The following is a 19766-nucleotide window of genomic DNA, read 5'->3' as shown; positions in this document are numbered from 1 at the left end:
AATCTATCAGCCGCGGCCGCGCTTGCGGCGCTGGCCAAGGCCCATTTCCTTGGCAAGGCGCGAGCGCGCCTCAGCATAGGCAGGTGCTACCATCGGGTAGTCGACCGGCAGATCCCACTTTTCGCGATATTCTTCAGGCGAGAGGCTGTGGTGAGTCATCAGATGGCGCTTGAGCGACTTGAAATTGCCGCCGCACTCGAGGCAGGTGATCTGCTCGTCCTGGACGGATTTGCGCACAGAGACAGCAGGCTTCTGCTTTTCAACGACAGCCATGGCCGGTGTCGGCGTCGATGTGTTGCTCAACGCCGAATGCACGTCCGAAATAAGATTGGCGAGGTCGCCAACCGGCACGACGTGGTTGCTGACATACGCTGCGACGATATCCGCGGTAAGCTCGACCAGCAATTCTGGCCCGCTTCCGGCTGCAGTATCCGTCATATTTCGTTTCTCCTGTTTGCATGCTCAAAAGGTCTAGAGCCTCCTTGGCCCCGGACCGCTATCGTAGAGCGAACAGCAAAAAACTCAGTCTGCGGCTACATGTTTCGAAAAACTGAAATCCACCCCTAGATTCCTGAGGCCGAAACCCGTTCTTATACTGCCTGATCTTGCATTAGTACGCACACACCCGCACACGACCCTCAATTAAACATTGAAATTCAAAGCGACCGAGGAATTATGCAATGTGATTCTAATTCAATATCAGAACTCTACTTGAGCATCAATTATCACCGTTTTGCGAAAACGCCAATTAATATTTCATATATATCCGTCAAAAAACGCCTCTATCCCAAGAATTAGTATAGCGCGAAGGAAACATTAATCATCCTCACATCTGCTTAAAACTGCAAAAAACTGCTTAAAATCTTGAATATATAGCGCTCTTACCTTTCAAGAAGATCGTCGCGCACCGAAGGCGGTAACAGACGATAACCTGTCTTGTGTGCCGCCCTGGCCAAGAGATGAGCGGCGACCGGTGCCGTCAGTATAAAAAACACGAAACCAGCAAGCGAACGTGCAAATACGGCGATTTCTCCTGATTCGATCCCGGCCGCAAATAATAACAGACCCGAGCCAACCGTTCCGGCTTTCGAGGCGGCGTGCATGCGCGTGTATAAATCCGGCAGTCTGACTATACCAAGGGCGGCCACCAGCGCGAAAAGCGCACCCGCCATGAGCAGCACGGAAACGACGATGGCGGCGACGTAATCCATCATGTCCTGTCCTTCTTCGTCTTGCGCGCGGGCGTGGTCTTGGGTTTCAACTTGGCATCGCTCTTCACCTTCGCATCGGGCTTTTTCGAGGCCGGGCGGACGGTTTTATCCGTTTGCGCCGCCATCGGTCCAGCCGAAGCGGGCAACGGGCCGCGCGACAGAACGAAGCGGGCGAAGGCGACGGTGGCGAGAAAGCCGACGAGGCCGAGCGAGATTGCGATATCGATATAGAGCGCAAAGCCGGTCTTGACCGCGACGACGGCGAGAAAGCCGATCGCCGTGCCCGAGAGCGTGTCGAGCGCCAGGATGCGATCGGGCAAGGTCGGCCCGACGATGACCCGCCAGGATGCGACGAGGAAGGTGGCGGCGAGGATCACAAGGGCCACGGATGCCGAGATGGAGACGATCGCGTCAGGCGTCATCGGAAGGCCTCCATGATCTTGCGCTCGAAGCCATTGGCGATATCGCGCCTGATCGCATCCGGATCGGCGCAATCAAGCGCATGGACGTAGAGCGTCTTGTGGTCATCGGAGACATCGACCGAGAGCGTTCCCGGCGTCAGGGTGATCATGTTGGCGAGCAGCGTGATTTCGAAATCGCGATCGACGGTGAGCGGAAAGGCGAAGATGCCGGGCTTCAGGTTCATCTTCGGGCTGAGCACCGTTGTCGCCACCTTGATGGCGGACATTGCGAGCTCCTTGATGAACAGCAGCGCCAACGACGTGATCGCCCAGAGGCGCCAGAGATAGGCCTTGCTGCCGAAGGGTTCACGCACGAGGAAGAGTGCCAGTGCGCCGAGCGCGAAGCCCAAGACGAGATTGTGCGCCGAGGTGCTGCCGCTGAGTGCCGCCCAGGCGATCGCCAGCAGGAGATTGAGAAGCAAGGCGATCATGGCGCGACGCCTCCCGGGAAAACGGATTCGATATAGGGATAGGGGTCGGTGAGCTCGGTGGCGACGGATTGCGTCAGCGCCAGCAGGCGCTCCGGCAGCAGGCCGAAGCCGACGATGAAGACGGTGAGAAGCAGGAGCGGCAGCATCGTCCGCCAGCCGGTGGCGACATGGGTTTCGGCGCTTTCGGTGGCCGGGCGCCAATAGGCGAGCAGGAAGACACGGCCAAAGCAGATCGTCGTCAGGAAGCCGCTGACCAGCACGGCCGCCGCCAGCCACCAGGCACCGACATCGAGCGAGGACTTGACGAGGATGAGCTTCGGCCAGAAGCCGGAGAACGGCGGCAGGCCGCAGGCGGCGAAGAAGAGGATGAGCGAGATGGCGGCGAAGAGGCCATTGCGGCGATAGAGACCGCCGAGCCTCGTCAGCGAGAAACTGCCGCCGAGAAAGGCCATCTGGCCGGCCGCGAGATAGAGTGCGGTCATCAGCAGCATGGAATGCAGGGCGTAGAAGACGGTGCCGGACAGTGCGCCTGTCGTGCCGATGGCGATGCCGATCAGCATGTTGCCAATGCCTGATATGACGACATAGCCAAGCAGCTTTCTCACATCATCCTGCGCCAGCGCGCCGAGCGCGCCGAGAATGGCGGTGGCAGCACCCGTGATCGCGATCAGCAGGCTGAGCTCCTCGCGCTCCAGCGGCAGCAGCACCACCAGCACGCGGATCAGCGCATAGATGCCGACCTTGGTGAGCAGGCCGGCGAAGAGTGCCGACACGACGATGCGCGGGGTGTGATAGGAGGCAGGCAGCCAGAAATTGACCGGAAAGGCGGCCGCTTTCATGGCGAAGGCGAGCAGGAAGAGGGCTGCCAGCGTCGTCAGCGGCGCGGTGTCGCTCAGTTCACCGGCCTTGCTGGCGATATCGGCCATGTTGAGCGTGCCGAAGATGGCATAGAGAATGCCGACCGCGATGAGGAACAGCGTGGTGCCGAGGAGATTGAGGACGGCATATTTCATCGCGCCGTCGATCTGCTTGCGCTCGGAGCCCAGGATCAGCAGGCCGAAGGACGAGATCAGCAGCACCTCGAACCAGACGTAGAGATTGAAGACGTCGCCGGTGAGGAAGGCGCCGGTGACGCCGGCCATCAGCATCATCAGGAACGGGAAGAAGCCGTAGCGCCGGCCGGTGTCGTCGACATCGGAGAGCGCGTGGATGGCGCCCGCCAGTGCGGCGATCGCCGCGGTCAGCGCCATGACGGCGGAGAGCGTGTCGACGGTGAAGGCGATGCCGAACGGCGGCAGCCAGCGGCCCATCACCATGGTGAGCGGGCCGTCGGCCATGACCTTGACGAGGAGTGCGGCGTCGAGGGCGACGAGCAGCGCGAGGCCGGGGATGGCGAGTGAGGCTTGAAGGCGCACGGAGCCGCGGGCCATCAGGAGGATGGCGCCAAGCGTGATGCAGAGCGCCACCGGGGCGATGACGAGCCAGTGGGCGATCGGCACGGGGGATGTGACGAGGGCTGCGGAGAGGTCGGTGATGGGCTGGGTGGGAGTGGCCATTTAGGGGGTGGCCTCCCTTGGGGGTGGTGCGGGTGGGCGTGGTGCGGATACACCCCCCTCTGTCCTGCCGGACATCTCCCCCACAAGGGGGGAGATTGGCTGGGCTCGGCCGCTCGCTCCACATTCATTGTTTGGGGATGCCGTCGCAACGAGTCGATCTCCCCCCTTGTGGGGGAGATGCCCGGCAGGGCAGAGGGGGGTAACCCACGGCATAACACCAGCCATCATCAATACCCCACCGGCGGCGGCGTCGGTTCATCGGGCTCAGCCACCCGCATCTCGTCGGTGTTGTCCGTGCCGATGTCCTGATAGGCGCGATAGGTCAGCACCAGCAGGAAGGCCAGCAGCGAAAACGAGATGACGATCGCCGTCAGGATCAGCGCCTGCGGCAGCGGGTTGGCTGCCCCCGATGGCAGCGCGTCGAGGCCGTCGGGGATGATCGGCGGTACTTCGCGGGTGAGCCGACCTGATGTGAAGAGCAGCAGGTTGACGGCGTTGCCGAGGATGGCGATGCCCAGCATGATGCGGATCGAGAATTTCGACAGCATCAGATAGACGGCGGCGGTGAAGAACAGGCCGACCAGGATGGCGAAGAGCGGCTCCATCATTCGACCTCCCGCTCTTCCAGCGACAGCGCGATCGAGGTGACCGCGCCGACCACGACGAGATAGACGCCGATATCGAACAGCATGACCGATGACAGCGGCACCTCGACGCCGGCAATCACTGGATAGATCCAGAGGCCGGTCATGAAGGGCACGGCGAAAAGGATCGAGATCAGGCCGGCCAGAGAGGACATCAAAAGGCCGGCTCCTGCGATCGACAGCGGGTGGAAGACGATGGCGCGGCGCACGGCGCCGGTGCCCTTGATGATGCCGAAGATCGCCAAGGCGGATGCCGCGATCAGCCCGCCGATGAAGCCGCCGCCGGGCTCATTATGGCCGCGCAGCAGCACGAAGACGGAGAAGAGCAGCATCAGCGCGGTGAGCACGGGGGCGATGGTGCGAGCGATAAGCGTATTCATGGGCGCTCCACTCCGAGGTCATCGGGCGCATCTGGGTCGTTTGCCGCGAGCTTGCGCTCGGCCCCTGCCCGGACACGGATCAGCGCCAGGATGGCAAGGCCGGTCATGGCGACGACGGCGATCTCGCCGAGCGTATCGGTGCCGCGGAAATCGACGATGATGACGTTCACGACATTGGCGCCGTGGGCGATGGTTTTCGAATAGGTGTTGAAGAAATCGCTGAGCGTGGCGCTGAATGGCGCCTCGGTCGCCTTCATCAACAGCAGCGTCAGGCCGGCGCCGCAGGCAAGCGCCACCGCGCCGTCGAAGAGCATCTGGCCGAGAGGGCGCGGATCGGTGTGCGACAGGCGCAGCCGCGTCATGACCAGCGCGAGGATGACCACCGAGAGGGTCTCGACCATGAACTGGGTGAAGGCGAGATCGGGGGCGCCGAAGAGCAGGAAGATGAGCGCGACGGCAAAGCCCTGGATGCCGAGCGAGACGATGGCCGTCAGCCGGTCGCGGGCGATGATGACAGCGACAAGCCCGATGACGGCAAGCAGGAAGACCCCCCATTCATGGATCTGCACGCCGATAGGCCATGCCGGCAGCGACGGCCCCTCGCCGAACAGCCAGAGCGGCAGGAGCAAGGTGGCCGCGACCGCAAGGAAGGTGCAGGTGACGTAGATCTCCAGCCGGCCGGGCTGCAGGATGCGGGTGATGCGCACGGAGAAGGATACGAGGCCCGATATGGCGTTGTCGAAGCCCTGATCCGGCCCCGGCCCCAATCTCTGCAACAGCGCCGCCATCAGCGCGCGGGCGCGATCGAGCTGCCAGTAGACGGCGATACCGAGCGCGATGGTGAAGAGCGACAGGAGCAGCGGCAGCCCGATATGCGGCGCGAGCGAGCTCTCGATCGTGGTCGCCGATCCCCTGACGGACGAGGCCATGGGCGAGGAGATGAAGCGGTGCGTCGTTGCGGAAAACATTGCGGCGAGAAGGCCGAGCAGGGCCAGCACGGCGGGGCCGAGCCAGAGAAGCGGCGGGGCTTCGTGCGGGTGCTTGGGCGTCTCGACCGGGGCGCCGAGGAAGGGTTTCAGGGCGACAGCGAAGGCGATGGCGAACATCAGCACATTGGCCGCAATCACCAGGATGGCGAAGAGGATCGAGCGAGGGTCGCCATGGGCAAGCGCCGCGTAGATTTCCTCCTTGGCGAGGAAGCCAGCGAACGGGGGCAGGCCGCCCATCGAGAGGGCGGCGGCGAGCGCGATCGCGAAGGTGAGCGGCATTGCCGTTCTCAGCCCGCTGAGGCGGGTCACGTCGCGGGTGCCGGTCTCGTGATCGATGATCCCCGACACCATGAACAGCGCGCCCTTGAACAGCGCGTGGGCGACCAGATAGAGCACCGCCGCCTCGATGGCGTAATCGGAGCCGAAGCCGGTCAAGAGCACCAGCAGACCGAGCGAAGAGACGGTGGTGTAGGCGAGCTTCAGTTTCAGGTCGGTCTTGCGGATGGCGAGCAGCGCGCCAACCACAAGGGTGACGCCGCCGAAGAGCGGCAGGATGGTTTCCCACGGCGTTGTGCCGCCCATGGCGGGATTGAGGCGCATCAAGAGATAGACGCCGGCTTTGACCATGGTTGCCGAATGCAGATAGGCCGAAACCGGCGTCGGCGCTTCCATGGCGTTGGGCAGCCAGGCGTGAAACGGATATTGCGCCGACTTGGTGAAGGCGCCGCCGAGGATGAGCAGCAGGATCGGCATGTAATAGGGGTTGGCGCGCAAGAGATCGCCCGATTGCAGCAGCACCGAGAGCTCCGACGCGCCCGTGGTGCTCCAGATCATCAACAGGCCGGCCAGCAACAACAATCCGCCGCCGCCGGTGATGACAAGCGCCTGCAATGCTGCGCGGCGCGAGGCCTCGCGACGGTGATCGAAGCCGATCAGCAGGAAGGAGGTGATCGACGTCAGCTCCCAGAAGACGAAGAGCATCAGGAAATTGTCGGAGACGACAAGACCGAGCATCGCGCCCATGAACAGGAAGATGAAGGAGAAGAAGCGGCCGAGATCGGGATGGCCCTTCAGATGACCGCCGGCATAAAGCACGACCAGCGTTCCGATGCCCGTGATGAGCAGCGCGAAGGTGACCGACAGGCCGTCGAGCATCCAGGCGAAATCGAGATTGAGGCTCGGCGCCCAGGCATAGCCGCCGCGAATGACGGTGCCGGCCGCGATCTCCGGCAGAAGGCTTGCGAACCGCAGGAAAGCCAGAAGCGGCGCGAGCGCCAGCAGCCAGGCGGCATTGTGACCGAATGCGCGGACGAGGAACGGTGCAAGAACGGCGCCAAGAAATGGCAGACACAGTGCCGCAAACGTCAATGCCGTGCCATCGGCCATCCGCTCTCCTTTTACCCTTGAAGACCCCGAATCCGAAACAAATCAGATGCCTCAGGTTTAGAAGAAGAGCGCCGCCATCTCAAGCTAGATCGGCCAAATGAGGGTTTGGACGCATCGCGCGCGGGGACGGATGGCGGCGCAAAGAGGCTGTTTCAGGCAGCGCGGGTGAGACGCGGCATGCGTCTTGGCGCGAGCAGCGTGTGCAGAATGAAGGCGGCAAGCAGCAGCGGCCAGAGCGGACAGGCGGCAAGGCCGAAGCCACGCGCCAGCGTCCATCCGCCCCTCATGGCCCAGCCTTCGAGCGCCGTCATCAGCATGAAGACGCTCGAGATCGCGCAATAGGCGCTGACAACAATAGTATCGCTCATTTCAGCATCCCCCGATGCTCGCCATTGGCCCCGATGCTTGCTTTTCACCAAGTATAGCCAGGATCAGGGGCGACATTAGCTGGCTCTTATGATGAGCCGGCGTTCATCCGAACGGGCGATGCGACGAAGGGCGCGATAACCGCGCTTGAGACGAGCGGGAGACGGCGTTTCGTGGTAGTCTCCTCGCAATAGCAAATGCCAATCATCAAGGGAGGATGAGGCGATGCTGGAAGCGGACAAGATCTTTGCCGGCTCCGTTCCGGAGAATTATGACCGCCACATGGTGCCCCTGATCTTCGCGTCCTATGCCGCCGACCTGGCGCGGCGGGCAGCCGCCCTCAAGCCGAAGGCGGTGCTCGAGATCGCGGCCGGCACCGGCGCCGTGACCCGGGCGCTGGCGCCATTGCTGCCACCCGGCGCGACCTATATCGCGACCGATCTCAACCAGGCCATGCTCGACTATGCCCGCTTGCACCAGCCGGCCGACGACCGTGTCGTCTGGCGACAGGCCGATGCCATGGCGCTGCCCTTCCAGGATGCGAGTTTCGACCTCGTCTGCTGCCAGTTCGGAGCGATGTTCTTTCCGGATCGACCGGCCGCCTATCGCGAAGCAAGGCGGGTGCTCAAGCCAAACGGCCGGCTTCTGTTCAGCGTCTGGGACCGGATCGACACGAACGTGTTCGCCGACGACGTGACCAAGGCGCTGGCCACCGTGTTTCCCGAGGATCCGCCACGCTTTGCCGAGCGCACGCCGCACGGCTATCACGACCGCAACCAGATCCGCGACGACCTCGCGCGCGCCGGATTCAAGGAGATCGAGATCGACACGCGCGCCGATATCAGCCGCGCGCCGTCCGCCCGCGAGGTCGCCGTCGCCTATTGCCAGGGAACGCCTCTGCGCGGCGAGATCGAGGCGCGGAACCCTGCGAAGCTCGAGGCCGCGACCAAGGCGGCGGAGGCGGCGCTCGCGAGCAAGCACGGCAACGGCGAGATCGCCGCCAAGATCCAGGCGCATGTGATTTTGGCTTCCGGTTAGGTTTGCCTCATCCGGCCCATTGCGCGGCCCGGCCTCTTTGGAGCATAGGAAGATCCAAACGGAATCAATCCTTTAGGGAAACGCAATGAACCTTATCGAAGAGCGCGTGGCGATGGCGCGGGCGGGCACGAACCCTTATGTGATCTGCCGCATGCGTTCCGGCTGGCTTGTCATCGGCGATGTGCAGCCGCTGCCAGGCTACTGCCTGCTGCTGGCGGATCCCGTCGTGCCGAGCCTCAACGATCTCTCTCCCGAGGCCCGCGCTGCCTTTCTCAGCGACATGGCGCTCGCCGGCGACGCGCTGCTCTCAGCGACCGGTTGCGCCCGGGTGAACTACGAGATCTGGGGCAATGCCGAGCCTGCCCTGCACGCGCATATCATGCCGCGCTATCTGACCGAGCCCGAGGACAAGCGCCACCGCCCGGCCTGCATGGGCTATTCGTGGAGCGAAGCAGCGAAATCCGGTGATGGCGAGGCCGCGCTGGTGGCCAAGCTGAGAGAGTATATCGAGGCGCACGGGGCTGTGATCTGATCGACACGGAGGCCGCGAACTCGGCCTTCGGACGCTCGCGGTCCCTTGATCGTTCAACCAAACAGCACCACATTCTCGAAGAAATCAAAAAACACTCGCCGCAAGCCACAGCTGCGTGAAAGGAGCACTCCATGGCCGATACGACGATCGCCAAGGTTCACAAGACCGATGCCGAATGGAAGGAACAGCTCACCCCCGAGCAATACCGCATCACCCGCCAGCACGGCACCGAACGGGCTTTTACCGGCCCTTACTGGGATTCATTCGAAACGGGGCTCTACAGCTGCGTTTGCTGCGACGCGCCGCTGTTTCGCTCCGACACCAAATTCGACGCCGGCTGCGGCTGGCCGAGCTATTTCGAGGCGGTTTCGCCCGAGGCGGTGACGGAATACCGCGATACCAGCCACGGCATGGTGCGCACCGAAATCCGCTGCGGCAAGTGCGAGGCCCATCTCGGCCACGTCTTCCCCGACGGCCCACCGCCAACAGGCCTGCGCTACTGCATCAACGGTCACTCGATGGTGTTTACGCCGGACAAGTGATGGCGATGACTATGGATTACGCCCGCCCGGGAGACCGTGGCGGGCGTTTTGCGTTTGTGGTGTGGGGGCGCCCCTCCGCCGTCCGGACTCGGATCGAGGACGACAGCGAGAGGGAGGAAACGCTTTCGTTTCAATTGGTTGCCAACGTCGGCAACACACTCCGCCGTCATGCTCGGCCTTGTGCCGAGTATCTAAGCACGTCTCCCGGAATGCAACGGTGATGGTGCTTTCGACGGGCGCCTATGTGATGCCGCCATGCGTACCGGGTGATCCACTCACGTCCAGCCCGTTGCGGCGTGCTTAGATCCTCGGGACGAGCCCGAGCATGACGCCGCGAGGGAGGAAGTGTTGGTGTTTCAATGGGTTGCCGGGTCAAGGCTCCGCCGTTTCGATCATTTACTGACGCCGGCCACATACTCAGCCGTCATGCTCGGCCTTGTGCCGAGCATCTAAGCACGCCTCCTGGAATGCAACGGTGATGGTGCTTTCGACGGGCGCCCATGCGATGTCGGCACGCGCACTGGGTGGTCCATTCACGTCCAACCCGTTGCACCGTGGTTAGATCCTCGGGACAAGCCCGAGGATGACGTGGCGAGGGAGGAAGTGTTGGTGTTTCAATGGGTTGCCGGGTCGAGGCTCCGCCGTTTCGATCATTTACTGACGCCGGCCACATACTCAGCCGTCATGCTCGGCCTTGTGCCGAGCATCTAAGCACGCCTCCCGGAATGCAACGGTGATGGTGCTTTCGACGGGCGCCCATGCGATGCCGGCACGCGCGCCGGGTGATCCATTCACGTCCAGCCTGTGGCACCGTGGTTAGATCCTCGGGACAAGCCCGAGGACGACGCCGTGAGGGAGGAAACGTTCGTTTCGATGGGTTGCCGGGTCGAGGCTCCGCCGTTTCGATCATTTACTGACGCCGGCCACATACTCCGCCGTCATGCTCGGCCTTGTGCCGAGCATCTAAGCACGCCTCCCGGAATGCAACGGTGATGGTGCTTTCGACGGGCGCCCATGCGATGTCGGCACGCGCACTGGGTGGTCCATTCACGTCCAACCCGTTGCACCGTGGTTAGATCCTCGGGACGAGCCCGAGGATGACGTCGCGAGGGAGGAAACGCTTGTGTTTCAATGGGTTGCCGAATTCACTCTCACCCTTTAAATGGCTTTTCGTCGCCCTTCGCACGCCACCGTCAGCCGGGCACCCGCAATTCCATGAACGTCAGGTCCAACCAGCGGCCGAACTTGATGCCGACTTCGTGGAAGGTGCCGCCGTTGCGGAAGCCGAGCTTTTCGTGCAGCGCGATGGAGGCCCGGTTGCCGGCCTCGATGCCGGCGATCATGACGTGGATGCCGTTTTCGCCGGCGCGCTTGATCAGCGCCGTCATCAATTCTCTGCCGATGCCCGCCCCCTGGTGGTCCTTTTCGACATAGACCGAATGCTCGACCGTGTGGCGGAAGCCTTCGAAGGCGCGCCAGTCGCCATAAGAGGCGTAGCCTGCGATCTTCCCTTCCCTTTCGGCGACCAGAATGGGGAAGCCGCGGGCGCGGCGCATGGCGAACCATTCGCGGCGGTTGTCGAGATCGACCACCGTCTCGTTCCAGATCGCCGTCGTGTGCTCCACCGCGTGGTTGTAGATATCGCGGATCGCGGCCAGATCGGCCTCGGTGGCGTCGCGGATGAGGGTGGCTTGCGTCATGATGGTATATCCACTATAAATTCACTATGTCCACTATATCAGACAATTTCGATCGCTGTCTAGGCGATCGCGTTCGCGCCGAGCGGGAATTGCGGGGATGGTCGCTGAGCGATCTCTCGGACCACTCCGGCGTATCGCGGGCGATGATCCACAAGGTGGAGCGCGGCGAGAGCAGCCCGACGGCCTCGCTGCTAGGCAAGCTCTGCGGCGCCTTCGGGCTGACGGTGTCGTCGCTGATCGCGCGCGCAGAGGCGGGCAGCCAGCGACTTCGCCGGCACGCGGACCAGCCGCTTTGGACCGATCCGGAGACCGGATATACGCGGCGGCATGTCTCGCCGGATGGTAGCCCGTTCGATATTATCGAGGTTGCACTGCCCTCAGGCGGCCGCGTCGCCTACCCGGCCGCCTCCTTCGTGTTTCTGCGGCAATGCATCTGGGTGACCGAGGGGGCGCTCACCTTCGTCGAGGGCGAGGTGGTGCATGCGCTAAAGGCGGGCGACTGCCTGCTGCTCGGGCCGGCGGTGGATTGCGAGTTCCGCAACGATAGCGATGAGACCTGCCGCTATGTGGTGACGCTGACGAAGACTGGCTGAGGTTAGGCCGGACTCATGCTGAAACAGGTGAGCACGGCGGTGTAATGGACCGCGGCAGCCGCGACGACGAAGCCGTGCCAGATGGCGTTCTGGAAGCGCAGCTTTTCCCAGACGTGGAAGATCACGCCGAGCGAATAGATGATGCCGCCGATGACGATCAGGAGCATTGAGGCATAGGGGATGCGCTCGGCGACCGGGCCCGCGACCATGACGCCGCTCCAGCCCATGGCGAGATAGAGCAGGATCGCCAGACGGTCGTAGCGGCCGGGGAAGACGCATTTCAGGAACACGCCCATGAAGGCCACGGCCCAGATGCCGATGAGCATGCCGAGAAGAAGCGGATTGTCGGCGCCGCGCTCGAGGAATGGGGTGTAGGTGGCGGCGATCAGGATGAAGATCGAGGAATGATCGAGCCGGCGCAGGAACCATTTGGTGCGCGAGACGGGCCAGGCATTGTAGGAGAACGAGATGCCGAGCGTCAGCACCAAGCCGAGGCTGTAGATCCAGGCGGCGGCCAGTTCGCCATGCGAGGACCAGACGGTGGCGTAGAAGATCAGCACGGTGGCGCCGATGAGCGCGAGCGCCAGCCCGACGCCGTGGACGATGCCATCGGCGATCAGCTCGTATTTGTCATAAGCCCAGCGGATGCCGTTGAACTCGCCCATGCAAGATATGCCCCATTCGTTAGACCGGGATCGTCGCATCGAAATGGTTTGCGCGCAACACAAGCGCTGTGTGGCGAAGATAAATCTTCGTGAAGCCGGATGAGGCGGGAGGCCGTGGCCGCCTCCCGCATCTCCGCCTCCCTTTTATAGGCTTGCGCTCACGCCTTGCGGCGGTCGACCAGCACCGAGCATTTGGCGTGGCGCACGACGCGGTCGGCGGTGGCGCCGATGAAGTAGTTGCTGAAATCGGGCATGTGCGAGGAGAGGATGATGAGGTCGGCCATGTTGGCCTCGGCCGAGGCGAGAATGCCGCTCGCGGGCCTGCCGTGGCTGATCTCGACCTTGGCGGGAATGCCGGTGCTGACGATCAGCCCCTGCAGCTTCTCCTCAGCATCCTTGGCGGCGTTTTCGATCAGGTCGACGGGGATATCGACGCCGAGATAGGTCGGGATGTCCTCGACGACGTTGAGCAGGATGATCTCGCCGCCGCTATCGAGCAGCGAGGCGGCCTTGCGGAAGGTCATTTCCCCGTTTGCGAGCGCGCCGATTTCGACCGCGACGATGATCTTCCTGTACATGATGCAACTCCTCTATGACTGCATTTAATGGTGACAATATCCTCCTGAAATACATATGGCGCTTTGATCGAGATCAAGCTGGCGCCGTTGATCGGGATCAAGCCGGAAGCTCGAAGATCACGCGCGGAAGTCGTCAATGGATATCGAACGCTTCATCGTCAAAAACGGGACTTCTGTGAACAATCGCGATGCGCCATATAGGATGCAAGTACAGCGGCCAGAGGACCCATCACACGCATGAACCGGCGAACCTTCCTTGGCATCGCTATGGGCAGCACTTTGCTGCCCGAGAGCAGCATCTTTGCTGCCGGCGCCGGTACGCCCTCCTTATCCCGGGCAGGAGACCCAAAGATGACCACCACACAGACTTCCTACGCGCTGACGCGCCCTGCCTATGTCGATCACTCGCATCTCGTCGTGACCGACCTTGCGACCGTTTCGGCCTTCTACCAGTCGATGCTCGGGCTCAAGGTCATCGAGAAGACGGCGAGCGGCGAAGTGCTTGGCGTCGGCGAAACGCCGCTTCTGACACTGACGACGGGCAAAGATGTGCGCACCGCGCCGCGCAATGCCGCCGGCTTGTTTCACACCGCTTTCCTGATGCCATCACGCGTCGAACTGGCGCGCTGGTTGCGCCATGCCGCGCACAACAATGTGGTTCTCGACGGCGCGTCCGACCATCTGGTCAGCGAGGCGATCTATCTCTCCGACCCCGAGGGCAACGGCATCGAGATCTATTCCGACCGCTCGCCGATGCAATGGAAATTCCACCAGGACGGCCAGGTGGAGATGGCGACCCACCGGCTCGACCTGCAGGCGCTCTACGAGAGCGCGCCTGATGATACGTGGACCGGCATGGCCGATGGCTCGGCGATCGGCCACATCCACCTCCAAGTCGGCAATATTCCCGAGGCCGACCAGTTCTATCGCGACGTGCTCGGCCTGAAGATCATGGCGCGCTATCCCGGCGCCAGCTTCTTTGCCACAGGCGACTATCATCACCATGTCGCCGCCAACATCTGGAACAGCCGCGGCGCCGGCGCCCGCACCGAGGCGATGACCGGGCTTTCGGACTACGCGCTGCGCTTCAACGATACCGCGGCCCTCGACAAGGCCGTCGCCAAGCTCGACGAACTCGAGATCAAGAGCGAGAAGCGCGACGGCGGCGTATTCCTGCGCGACCCCTGGGGGATCGGGCTGACGTTGTCGGCGTAAGTTCCTCTCCAAGGATGATTGTTGCAGCGCCCACCTTTCGGTGGGCGTTTTGCATTCCAACCCTCACGTCGGCCATGCCGGCGCGGCCGGGCTTTCGAAGTGGTCGGCGAAGAGGGTTTCGGTGAGGTAATCGACCAGCACGCGGACCTTGGGCGACAAGTGCCGGTTCGAGGGCCAGAGCATGTGGAACTGGCCGGGACCGTCGATATGATCGTCGAGCACGGTGCGCAGGCGGCCTTCGGCCAGCCGGCGACGCGCCAGGAAATCCGGCATGCAGCCGATGCCGAGACCGGCTTCCACCGCGCCGCCCAATGCTTCCATATTGTTGCAGACGAGCAGGCTGCGGATCGCCAGTTCCGGCGCGCCTGATGGCATGGAAAGCGGCCAGTCCTGCAGCTTGCCACTGTTGGGAAAGCGAAAGCGGATGGCGGCGTGGCCGGTGAGATCGTGCGGGGTTTTCGGCGTGCCGTGCGTCTCCAGATAATCGGGTGCGGCGCAGAGCAGCATGCGGAACGGCCGCAGCGCCCGCGACATCAGCCTGGAATCCTGCAGATGACCGCTGCGGATCGCCACATCGACGCCCTCGTCGATCAGATCGACGATGCGGTCGTTGAAATCGAGATCGAGCTCGACCTCGGGATAGAGGCGGACGAAGCCCGGCACGACGGGCAAAAGAAGATGATAGCTGACCAGCGGCAGGCTGAGGCGCAGCCGGCCGCGCGGGGTGGCGACGGCAGCGGCGAGCGAAGCCTGCGCATCCTCGAGATCGTCAAGCACACGGCGGCAGCGCTCGTGAAACAGCCGCCCCTCCTCCGTCAGCCTTATGCTGCGCGTCGAGCGCTGGAAGAGCCGCACGCCGACCTGCCGCTCCAGCGTCGTCACGGCCTTGCCGACGGCGGACGCCGACAGGCCAAGCACGCGTCCGGCGGCGACGAAGCTGCCGAGATCGGCGGTTTTCACGAAGGCCGACAAGCCGCTGAGCTGATCCATATTGCGCTTTCCACGCTCCTTATTCGAGCGAATTTTTCCATGATGAACGGCATCATAGGCCGCTTATCGCAATATTGAAGCGAATTTATCCTGTCTGTGCTTTCGGCGATGGGCCTCCCGCTGTCGCCGCGCTTCACCTTTCACACAGGCGGATTTCTCATGACACGACAACTCTCGACACCGCTTGGCGCCCCCGGCGCAAGCCAAGCCGGCAGCATCAGGAAGATCATGGCGTTGATCGGCATTTGCGCGGCCGCGGCCGCCATGCCGCTGACCTTCACCGGACCGGCGGTGGCGCTGCCGGCGATCAGCCGCGATCTCGGCGGCAGCCCGATCGCGCTCAACTGGGTGACCAATGCCTTCATGCTGACCTTCGGCAGCAGCCTGATGGCATCAGGAGCGCTCGCCGACAGCTATGGCCGCAAGCGCATCTTTCTCATGGGCCTCGTTGCCTTCCTGCTGTTTTCCGCAGGCCTCGCCTTCGCCCCCGATATCGTCTGGTTCGACGTGCTGAGAGCGCTGCAGGGCATGGGTGCCGCGGCCGCCTTTTCCGGAGGCATGGCGGCGCTGGCGCAGGAGTTCGACGGCAATGCGCGGATGCGGGCCTTCAGCATCGTCGGCTCCAGCTTCGGCGTCGGCCTCGCCTTCGGGCCGATCGCCTCTGGCTTTATGGTCGACAGCTTCGGCTGGCCGGCGATCTTCGCGCTTGTCGTGGGGCTGGGCGTGATCGCCTTTGTCCTCGGCTCCATATTCCTGCACGAGACGCGCGACCCGGAGGCCAAGGGGCTCGACTGGCCGGGTGCTACAAGCTTCACGCTGGCATTGGCGCTTTTCACCTACGGCGTGCTGCTGGCGCCGGAGAATGGATGGGGCAGCCCATCGGTGGTGGCGCTGCTCGTCGCCTCGGCGGCGCTGTTGGCCGGCTTCTGGCTGATCGAGCGGAGGACGGCGCGGCCGATGCTCGATCTGACGCTGTTTCGCTATCCGCGCTTCGTCGGCGTGCAGCTTCTGGCCGCCGCACCGGCTTACGCCTTCGTGGTGTTGCTCATCCTGCTTCCCGTGCGCTTCGTCGGTATCGACGGCATGAGCGAGGTGGGCGCCGGGCAGATGATGATCGCGCTATCCGGCCCGCTGCTGGTGTTGCCCGTCGTCGCAGGGCTTTTGACGCGCTGGTTCACCGCCGCCGTCATCTGCGGCGTCGGGCTGCTGATCGCGGCCGGTGGGCTGTTCTGGCTGTCGACCCTTCCGGCAGGCGTGCCGGCCTCGCAGCCGCTGCTTTTGATCGGGCCGCTTCTGACGATCGGCATCGGCATCAGCCTGCCCTGGGGGCTGATGGACGGGCTTGCCGTCAGCGTCGTGCCGAAGGAGCGGGCCGGCATGGCGACGGGGATTTTCAGCACGACCCGCGTTGCCGGCGAAGGGGTGGCGCTCGCCATCGTCAGCGCGGTGCTTTCGGCGCTGGTTGGCGCCCGGCTTGGGTCAGGTCTTGGCGGGTCAGGTGAAGAGGCGGCGCGGGCGGCGCAGCGGTTGGTGACCGGCGATCTCGGCGCGGCCGCTCTTGCGATGCCTCAGATGGGTCGCGAGGCGCTGGCGCTGAACTACGCGCAGGCCTTCAGCACGCTGCTCATCCCGCTCGCGAGCATCACGATTTTCACGGCGGTCGTGGTGGTGGCGTTTCTCGGCCGCAGGGAGCCTGAGGCGGCATCGGAAGCCGCCGTTTGTGACAGTGCGGCGGGCTGAGATATCGGATCTGGCAGGGCCGCGACGGTGCTCCGAACGGGCACGAAACGCAGCGGCCCTGCCTCCCCGCCGTTGCGTTCCTGATGATGCGCCTCAGATGAGGCGAGAATTCGGCATTCCCGCTTTGACACAGGCGGAACCGGAATGAGTTTCGCGGCGTTCTAAGTGCGAAGCACAGGGGCTTCCGGGGAACGACAATTCATGGGTATTGCCAACGGCATTCGCAAACAGGCGAGCAAGATCGCGATCGGAGAGCGGCGGGTCAGTTCATGGGCGAAAAACATGACTGACGCAGAGGAAGCCATAATACAGGCGCCGGTGCGGCGTTTGGAGAAGGATGGCCTAGACATTTCAATGGCCTGGGCGATCATCGGCATCTTCGTGATCCTCGCTCTTTCGGCCGTCTACATGATGTCGCTGGTTCTGATCCCGCTGACGCTTGCCATTGTCGTCGGCATGATCCTCGGGATGCTGGCGGAGAAGCTGACGAAACTCGGCGTGCCCCGGATTACCAACGCCGTGATCCTTTCCTCGGCCGTGGCGCTCATCATCTTCCTCGTCGCCAATTCGCTTGCAGGCCCGCTGACGACGCTTGCCAACGAGGGGCCGGACTTTGCCGAGAAGACGGCGAACCGGCTGATGCCCTATCTCGAGCGCATCAAGTGGCTGCATATCACGCCCGAAACCTTCCAGAGCGGCCCGATGTCGGCAGAGAAGCTGCTGGAGAATACCGGCAACGTCCTTCATCTCGTGACAGCGAACCTGACGCCGGCCCTGGTGCAGGCGCTGATCTTCTTCGCGGCGCTGCTGCTCTTCCTGATGGGCCGCGTCAGCCTGCGCAAGTCGATCATCATGGTGTTTCGCGAGCGCTCGCAGCGGCTTGCGGCCATCCGCGTCATCAGCAGCGTCGAGCAGGTGCTGGGCTTCTATTTCGCCACTGCCTCCGTCATCTATGCCTGCCTCGGCGTCGTCATGACCATCATCGCCTATGCGGGCGGGCTGTCGGCGCCGGTGCTCTGGGGCTTCTTCGCGTTTCTCTCGAGCTTCATTCCCTATCTCGGCATCACCATGATGACGCTCGCAATCGCGATTGCCGGCATCATCACGCATGATGCGCTCGTCGTCGGGCTAATCCCGGCTGCGGCGTTTTTTACCGTCCACCTGCTGATGGAAAACCTGATCTTCCCGGCGGTGATGGGACGGCGGCTGGAGATCAACGCCTTCGTGGTGTTCCTCGCCATTCTGTTCTGGACCTGGATGTGGGGCGCCGTCGGCGCTATGCTGGCGCTGCCCTTGTCGCTGATCGTCATGACCATCATCGACGAGCTGTTCATCGAAGAAAAGCAGCAGCCGCAACTGCCGAAGTGAGGCCGCCATGTCCGAGATAGAGCTGAAAAGCCTGAGCCAGGATCGATTGACCAGCGGCCGTTCGCCATGGGGCAACGGCGTCAGCCGACCCATATTCGCGCCACTCACCGATCATCTCCAGATCGATGCCCTCGTGATCGGCGGCGGCGTGACCGGGGCGCTGATGGGGCAGCATCTGGCCGAGCGCGGCCTGTCGGTTGCGATCGTCGACCGCGAACATCCGGGGCTCGGGAGCACCGCCGCCAGCACCGCGATGCTGCAATGGGAGATCGACAAGACGCTGACGGAACTCGAGCAATTCTACGGCTTCGAGCGCGCCGTCGGCATCTACAGGCGCAGTGCAGCCGCCGTATCGGGCCTCGCCAAGCTGATTGCCGCCTACCGCATCGACTGCGCCTTCCAGCCGCGCCGCTCGCTTTATCTCGCCAGGAACCACGAGGGCGCGCGCGATCTCGCGGTCGAGGCCGAGCTCAGGCAGCGCGCCGGGCTGCCGAGCCGCTATCTCGAACATTGCGATCTGTTCACCGAATTCGAGATCGACCGCGATGCCGGCATCCTGTCGCGCGGCTCGGCGGAGGCCGATCCGCTGCTGCTCACATGGGCGCTGCTGCGGATGGCTAACAAGGATGGCGCGCGGCTCATCGATGCGTCCGTGACGAGGCTGCACAGCGAGGGCAACCGCGTGACAGCGGAAACCGATGGCGGCTTCGTGATCGAGGCGAAGACGGCGGTGCTCGCCACCGGCTACAGCCTGCCTGATATCGCGATGCCGAAACTGCACCGCACGACGTCGAGCTGGGCAATGGCGACCGTGCCGCAGGAGCCGGGCACGCTGTGGCGCGACCAGGCGCTGATCTGGGAGGATAGCCACCCCTATCTCTACATGCGCACGACCCATGACGGCCGGATCGTGGTCGGCGGCGAGGATGACGACACGGTCGATCCGGCCGCGCGCGACGCCAAGGCGCCGGAGAAGATCATGGCGATCCGCGAGAAGATGAAACTGATCTGGCCCCGCGCCGACACCCGCGTCGCCACCGCCTGGTGCGGGACCTTCGGCGAAACGGCGGACGGGTTGCCACTGATCGGGCCGGTGCCGTCACTGCCGCATGTCTTTGGGGCTTATGGTTATGGCGGGAACGGGATTACGTTCTCCTATCTGGCGACGCAGGTGATCGGGGCGATGATGTCGGGGACGTATCGCGATTGGTTTGATGACTTTGCGATGGATCGGGATGGGCCGGGCGGCGTGCGGCGGGATGAGGCGGCGCGGGTGGAGATGGTGGTGAGGTAGAGCGGGTTGGTGGGGCTTAGGTTGAGCCGGGGTGCTTCGTCGTTTCGTGTGTGTTGGGATATCCGCTCGCCAGGTTGTGCCGTGGGA

21 protein-coding genes are annotated in these 19766 nt (G+C 63.4%); 8 read left to right on the top strand and 13 right to left on the bottom strand.

The window, feature by feature from the left end; translation table 11 throughout:
* Window positions 1-6: 6 nt before the first annotated feature.
* The 9 genes from ACVTFQ_RS03825 to ACVTFQ_RS03785 form a co-directional block, all read right to left on the bottom strand.
* Window positions 7-438 carry a Ros/MucR family transcriptional regulator gene (locus ACVTFQ_RS03825; protein ID WP_018901192.1) on the bottom strand — a complete coding sequence of 144 codons (432 nt, stop codon included), beginning with the start codon at window positions 436-438 and terminating at the stop codon, window positions 7-9.
* Between the two features lie 443 nt (window positions 439-881).
* Window positions 882-1214 carry a monovalent cation/H(+) antiporter subunit G gene (gene mnhG / locus ACVTFQ_RS03820; RefSeq protein WP_181459182.1) on the bottom strand — a complete coding sequence of 111 codons (333 nt, stop codon included), beginning with the start codon at window positions 1212-1214 and terminating at the stop codon, window positions 882-884.
* Complete coding sequence (locus ACVTFQ_RS03815) at window positions 1211-1633, bottom strand: cation:proton antiporter (protein ID WP_111560997.1); 423 nt, start codon at window positions 1631-1633, stop codon at window positions 1211-1213. The genes mnhG and ACVTFQ_RS03815 overlap by 4 nt, the downstream gene beginning before the upstream one ends.
* Window positions 1630-2103 carry a Na+/H+ antiporter subunit E gene (locus tag ACVTFQ_RS03810; RefSeq protein ID WP_047507614.1) on the bottom strand — a complete coding sequence of 158 codons (474 nt, stop codon included), beginning with the start codon at window positions 2101-2103 and terminating at the stop codon, window positions 1630-1632. Before ACVTFQ_RS03810 ends, ACVTFQ_RS03815 begins: the two co-directional genes overlap by 4 nt.
* Entirely contained in the window at window positions 2100-3659 is a 1560-nt protein-coding gene (locus ACVTFQ_RS03805; RefSeq protein WP_111560996.1) for a Na+/H+ antiporter subunit D, read from the bottom strand. Before ACVTFQ_RS03805 ends, ACVTFQ_RS03810 begins: the two co-directional genes overlap by 4 nt.
* 227 nt (window positions 3660-3886) lie before the next feature.
* Window positions 3887-4264 carry a Na+/H+ antiporter subunit C gene (locus tag ACVTFQ_RS03800; RefSeq protein WP_111560995.1) on the bottom strand — a complete coding sequence of 126 codons (378 nt, stop codon included), beginning with the start codon at window positions 4262-4264 and terminating at the stop codon, window positions 3887-3889.
* Window positions 4264-4683 (bottom strand): Na(+)/H(+) antiporter subunit B, encoded by a 420-nt coding sequence (locus ACVTFQ_RS03795; RefSeq protein ID WP_111560994.1) that lies wholly within the window; start codon window positions 4681-4683, stop codon window positions 4264-4266. Before ACVTFQ_RS03795 ends, ACVTFQ_RS03800 begins: the two co-directional genes overlap by 1 nt.
* Window positions 4680-7058 carry a putative monovalent cation/H+ antiporter subunit A gene (locus ACVTFQ_RS03790; RefSeq protein ID WP_112437423.1) on the bottom strand — a complete coding sequence of 793 codons (2379 nt, stop codon included), beginning with the start codon at window positions 7056-7058 and terminating at the stop codon, window positions 4680-4682. The genes ACVTFQ_RS03795 and ACVTFQ_RS03790 overlap by 4 nt, the downstream gene beginning before the upstream one ends.
* A gap of 152 nt (window positions 7059-7210) precedes the next feature.
* Window positions 7211-7426 (bottom strand): hypothetical protein, encoded by a 216-nt coding sequence (locus tag ACVTFQ_RS03785; RefSeq protein ID WP_111560992.1) that lies wholly within the window; start codon window positions 7424-7426, stop codon window positions 7211-7213.
* Between the two features lie 223 nt (window positions 7427-7649).
* Between ACVTFQ_RS03785 and ACVTFQ_RS03780 the strand changes: the two genes are divergently transcribed.
* The 3 genes from ACVTFQ_RS03780 to msrB all read left to right on the top strand — a co-directional run bounded on the left by ACVTFQ_RS03780 (window position 7650) and on the right by msrB (window position 9536).
* Window positions 7650-8462 carry a class I SAM-dependent methyltransferase gene (locus ACVTFQ_RS03780; RefSeq protein WP_111560991.1) on the top strand — a complete coding sequence of 271 codons (813 nt, stop codon included), beginning with the start codon at window positions 7650-7652 and terminating at the stop codon, window positions 8460-8462.
* An 85-nt stretch (window positions 8463-8547) separates the two neighbouring features.
* Window positions 8548-8994, top strand: a complete 447-nt coding sequence (locus ACVTFQ_RS03775; protein ID WP_111560990.1) for an HIT family protein — start codon at window positions 8548-8550, stop codon at window positions 8992-8994.
* Between the two features lie 131 nt (window positions 8995-9125).
* Window positions 9126-9536, top strand: coding sequence for a peptide-methionine (R)-S-oxide reductase MsrB (gene msrB / locus ACVTFQ_RS03770; RefSeq protein ID WP_111560989.1), 411 nt, complete (start codon window positions 9126-9128; stop codon window positions 9534-9536).
* Window positions 9537-10729: 1193 nt separating this feature from the next.
* Here msrB and ACVTFQ_RS03765 read toward each other — a convergent pair.
* Window positions 10730-11236, bottom strand: a complete 507-nt coding sequence (locus ACVTFQ_RS03765) for a GNAT family N-acetyltransferase (RefSeq protein ID WP_111560987.1) — start codon at window positions 11234-11236, stop codon at window positions 10730-10732.
* Between the two features lie 26 nt (window positions 11237-11262).
* Between ACVTFQ_RS03765 and ACVTFQ_RS03760 the strand changes: the two genes are divergently transcribed.
* The gene (locus ACVTFQ_RS03760) at window positions 11263-11829 is read left to right on the top strand and encodes a helix-turn-helix domain-containing protein (RefSeq protein ID WP_111560986.1); all 567 of its coding nucleotides are present in this window, start codon (window positions 11263-11265) and stop codon (window positions 11827-11829) included.
* 2 nt (window positions 11830-11831) lie between these two features.
* On the opposite strand, the gene trhA is transcribed toward ACVTFQ_RS03760, so the two are convergent.
* Window positions 11832-12494 (bottom strand): PAQR family membrane homeostasis protein TrhA, encoded by a 663-nt coding sequence (gene trhA / locus ACVTFQ_RS03755; protein ID WP_111560985.1) that lies wholly within the window; start codon window positions 12492-12494, stop codon window positions 11832-11834.
* 158 nt (window positions 12495-12652) lie between these two features.
* Window positions 12653-13072 carry a universal stress protein gene (locus ACVTFQ_RS03750; RefSeq protein WP_111560984.1) on the bottom strand — a complete coding sequence of 140 codons (420 nt, stop codon included), beginning with the start codon at window positions 13070-13072 and terminating at the stop codon, window positions 12653-12655.
* A gap of 237 nt (window positions 13073-13309) precedes the next feature.
* Between ACVTFQ_RS03750 and ACVTFQ_RS03745 the strand changes: the two genes are divergently transcribed.
* The gene (locus tag ACVTFQ_RS03745; protein ID WP_313760878.1) at window positions 13310-14287 is read left to right on the top strand and encodes a VOC family protein; all 978 of its coding nucleotides are present in this window, start codon (window positions 13310-13312) and stop codon (window positions 14285-14287) included.
* Between the two features lie 63 nt (window positions 14288-14350).
* On the opposite strand, the gene ACVTFQ_RS03740 is transcribed toward ACVTFQ_RS03745, so the two are convergent.
* Window positions 14351-15277, bottom strand: coding sequence for a LysR family transcriptional regulator (locus tag ACVTFQ_RS03740; RefSeq protein WP_111560982.1), 927 nt, complete (start codon window positions 15275-15277; stop codon window positions 14351-14353).
* Between the two features lie 228 nt (window positions 15278-15505).
* Here ACVTFQ_RS03740 and ACVTFQ_RS03735 point away from each other — a divergent pair, with 228 nt between their 5' ends.
* The 3 genes from ACVTFQ_RS03735 to ACVTFQ_RS03725 all read left to right on the top strand — a co-directional run bounded on the left by ACVTFQ_RS03735 (window position 15506) and on the right by ACVTFQ_RS03725 (window position 19679).
* A complete protein-coding gene (locus ACVTFQ_RS03735; protein ID WP_181459202.1) occupies window positions 15506-17017 on the top strand; it encodes an MFS transporter in 1512 nt (503 codons plus the stop codon).
* Window positions 17018-17218: 201 nt separating this feature from the next.
* Window positions 17219-18385, top strand: coding sequence for an AI-2E family transporter (locus tag ACVTFQ_RS03730; protein WP_111560980.1), 1167 nt, complete (start codon window positions 17219-17221; stop codon window positions 18383-18385).
* A gap of 7 nt (window positions 18386-18392) precedes the next feature.
* Entirely contained in the window at window positions 18393-19679 is a 1287-nt protein-coding gene (locus ACVTFQ_RS03725; protein WP_112437419.1) for an NAD(P)/FAD-dependent oxidoreductase, read from the top strand.
* Window positions 19680-19766: the final 87 nt, after the last annotated feature.

It is taken from the genome of Rhizobium sp. O111, from assembly GCF_055616315.1.
This window is presented reverse-complemented; position numbering and strand designations above follow the sequence as displayed.

Bases quoted from the DNA above. Each gene is read 5' to 3' on its own strand.
- ACVTFQ_RS03735 (WP_181459202.1), top strand. From the start codon at position 15,506: ATGGCGTTGATCGGCATTTGCGCGGCCGCGGCCGCCATGCCGCTGACC.
- ACVTFQ_RS03765 (WP_111560987.1), bottom strand. From the start codon at position 11,236: ATGACGCAAGCCACCCTCATCCGCGACGCCACCGAGGCCGATCTGGCC.
- ACVTFQ_RS03790 (WP_112437423.1), bottom strand. From the start codon at position 7,058: ATGGCCGATGGCACGGCATTGACGTTTGCGGCACTGTGTCTGCCATTT.
- ACVTFQ_RS03810 (WP_047507614.1), bottom strand. From the start codon at position 2,103: ATGATCGCCTTGCTTCTCAATCTCCTGCTGGCGATCGCCTGGGCGGCA.
- ACVTFQ_RS03730 (WP_111560980.1), top strand. From the start codon at position 17,219: ATGGGTATTGCCAACGGCATTCGCAAACAGGCGAGCAAGATCGCGATC.
- mnhG (WP_181459182.1), bottom strand. From the start codon at position 1,214: ATGATGGATTACGTCGCCGCCATCGTCGTTTCCGTGCTGCTCATGGCG.
- ACVTFQ_RS03750 (WP_111560984.1), bottom strand. From the start codon at position 13,072: ATGTACAGGAAGATCATCGTCGCGGTCGAAATCGGCGCGCTCGCAAAC.
- trhA (WP_111560985.1), bottom strand. From the start codon at position 12,494: ATGGGCGAGTTCAACGGCATCCGCTGGGCTTATGACAAATACGAGCTG.
- ACVTFQ_RS03785 (WP_111560992.1), bottom strand. From the start codon at position 7,426: ATGAGCGATACTATTGTTGTCAGCGCCTATTGCGCGATCTCGAGCGTC.
- ACVTFQ_RS03775 (WP_111560990.1), top strand. From the start codon at position 8,548: ATGAACCTTATCGAAGAGCGCGTGGCGATGGCGCGGGCGGGCACGAAC.
- ACVTFQ_RS03800 (WP_111560995.1), bottom strand. From the start codon at position 4,264: ATGGAGCCGCTCTTCGCCATCCTGGTCGGCCTGTTCTTCACCGCCGCC.
- ACVTFQ_RS03780 (WP_111560991.1), top strand. From the start codon at position 7,650: ATGCTGGAAGCGGACAAGATCTTTGCCGGCTCCGTTCCGGAGAATTAT.
- msrB (WP_111560989.1), top strand. From the start codon at position 9,126: ATGGCCGATACGACGATCGCCAAGGTTCACAAGACCGATGCCGAATGG.
- ACVTFQ_RS03795 (WP_111560994.1), bottom strand. From the start codon at position 4,683: ATGAATACGCTTATCGCTCGCACCATCGCCCCCGTGCTCACCGCGCTG.
- ACVTFQ_RS03745 (WP_313760878.1), top strand. From the start codon at position 13,310: ATGAACCGGCGAACCTTCCTTGGCATCGCTATGGGCAGCACTTTGCTG.
- ACVTFQ_RS03725 (WP_112437419.1), top strand. From the start codon at position 18,393: ATGTCCGAGATAGAGCTGAAAAGCCTGAGCCAGGATCGATTGACCAGC.
- ACVTFQ_RS03825 (WP_018901192.1), bottom strand. From the start codon at position 438: ATGACGGATACTGCAGCCGGAAGCGGGCCAGAATTGCTGGTCGAGCTT.
- ACVTFQ_RS03760 (WP_111560986.1), top strand. From the start codon at position 11,263: ATGTCCACTATATCAGACAATTTCGATCGCTGTCTAGGCGATCGCGTT.
- ACVTFQ_RS03815 (WP_111560997.1), bottom strand. From the start codon at position 1,633: ATGACGCCTGACGCGATCGTCTCCATCTCGGCATCCGTGGCCCTTGTG.
- ACVTFQ_RS03740 (WP_111560982.1), bottom strand. From the start codon at position 15,277: ATGGATCAGCTCAGCGGCTTGTCGGCCTTCGTGAAAACCGCCGATCTC.
- ACVTFQ_RS03805 (WP_111560996.1), bottom strand. From the start codon at position 3,659: ATGGCCACTCCCACCCAGCCCATCACCGACCTCTCCGCAGCCCTCGTC.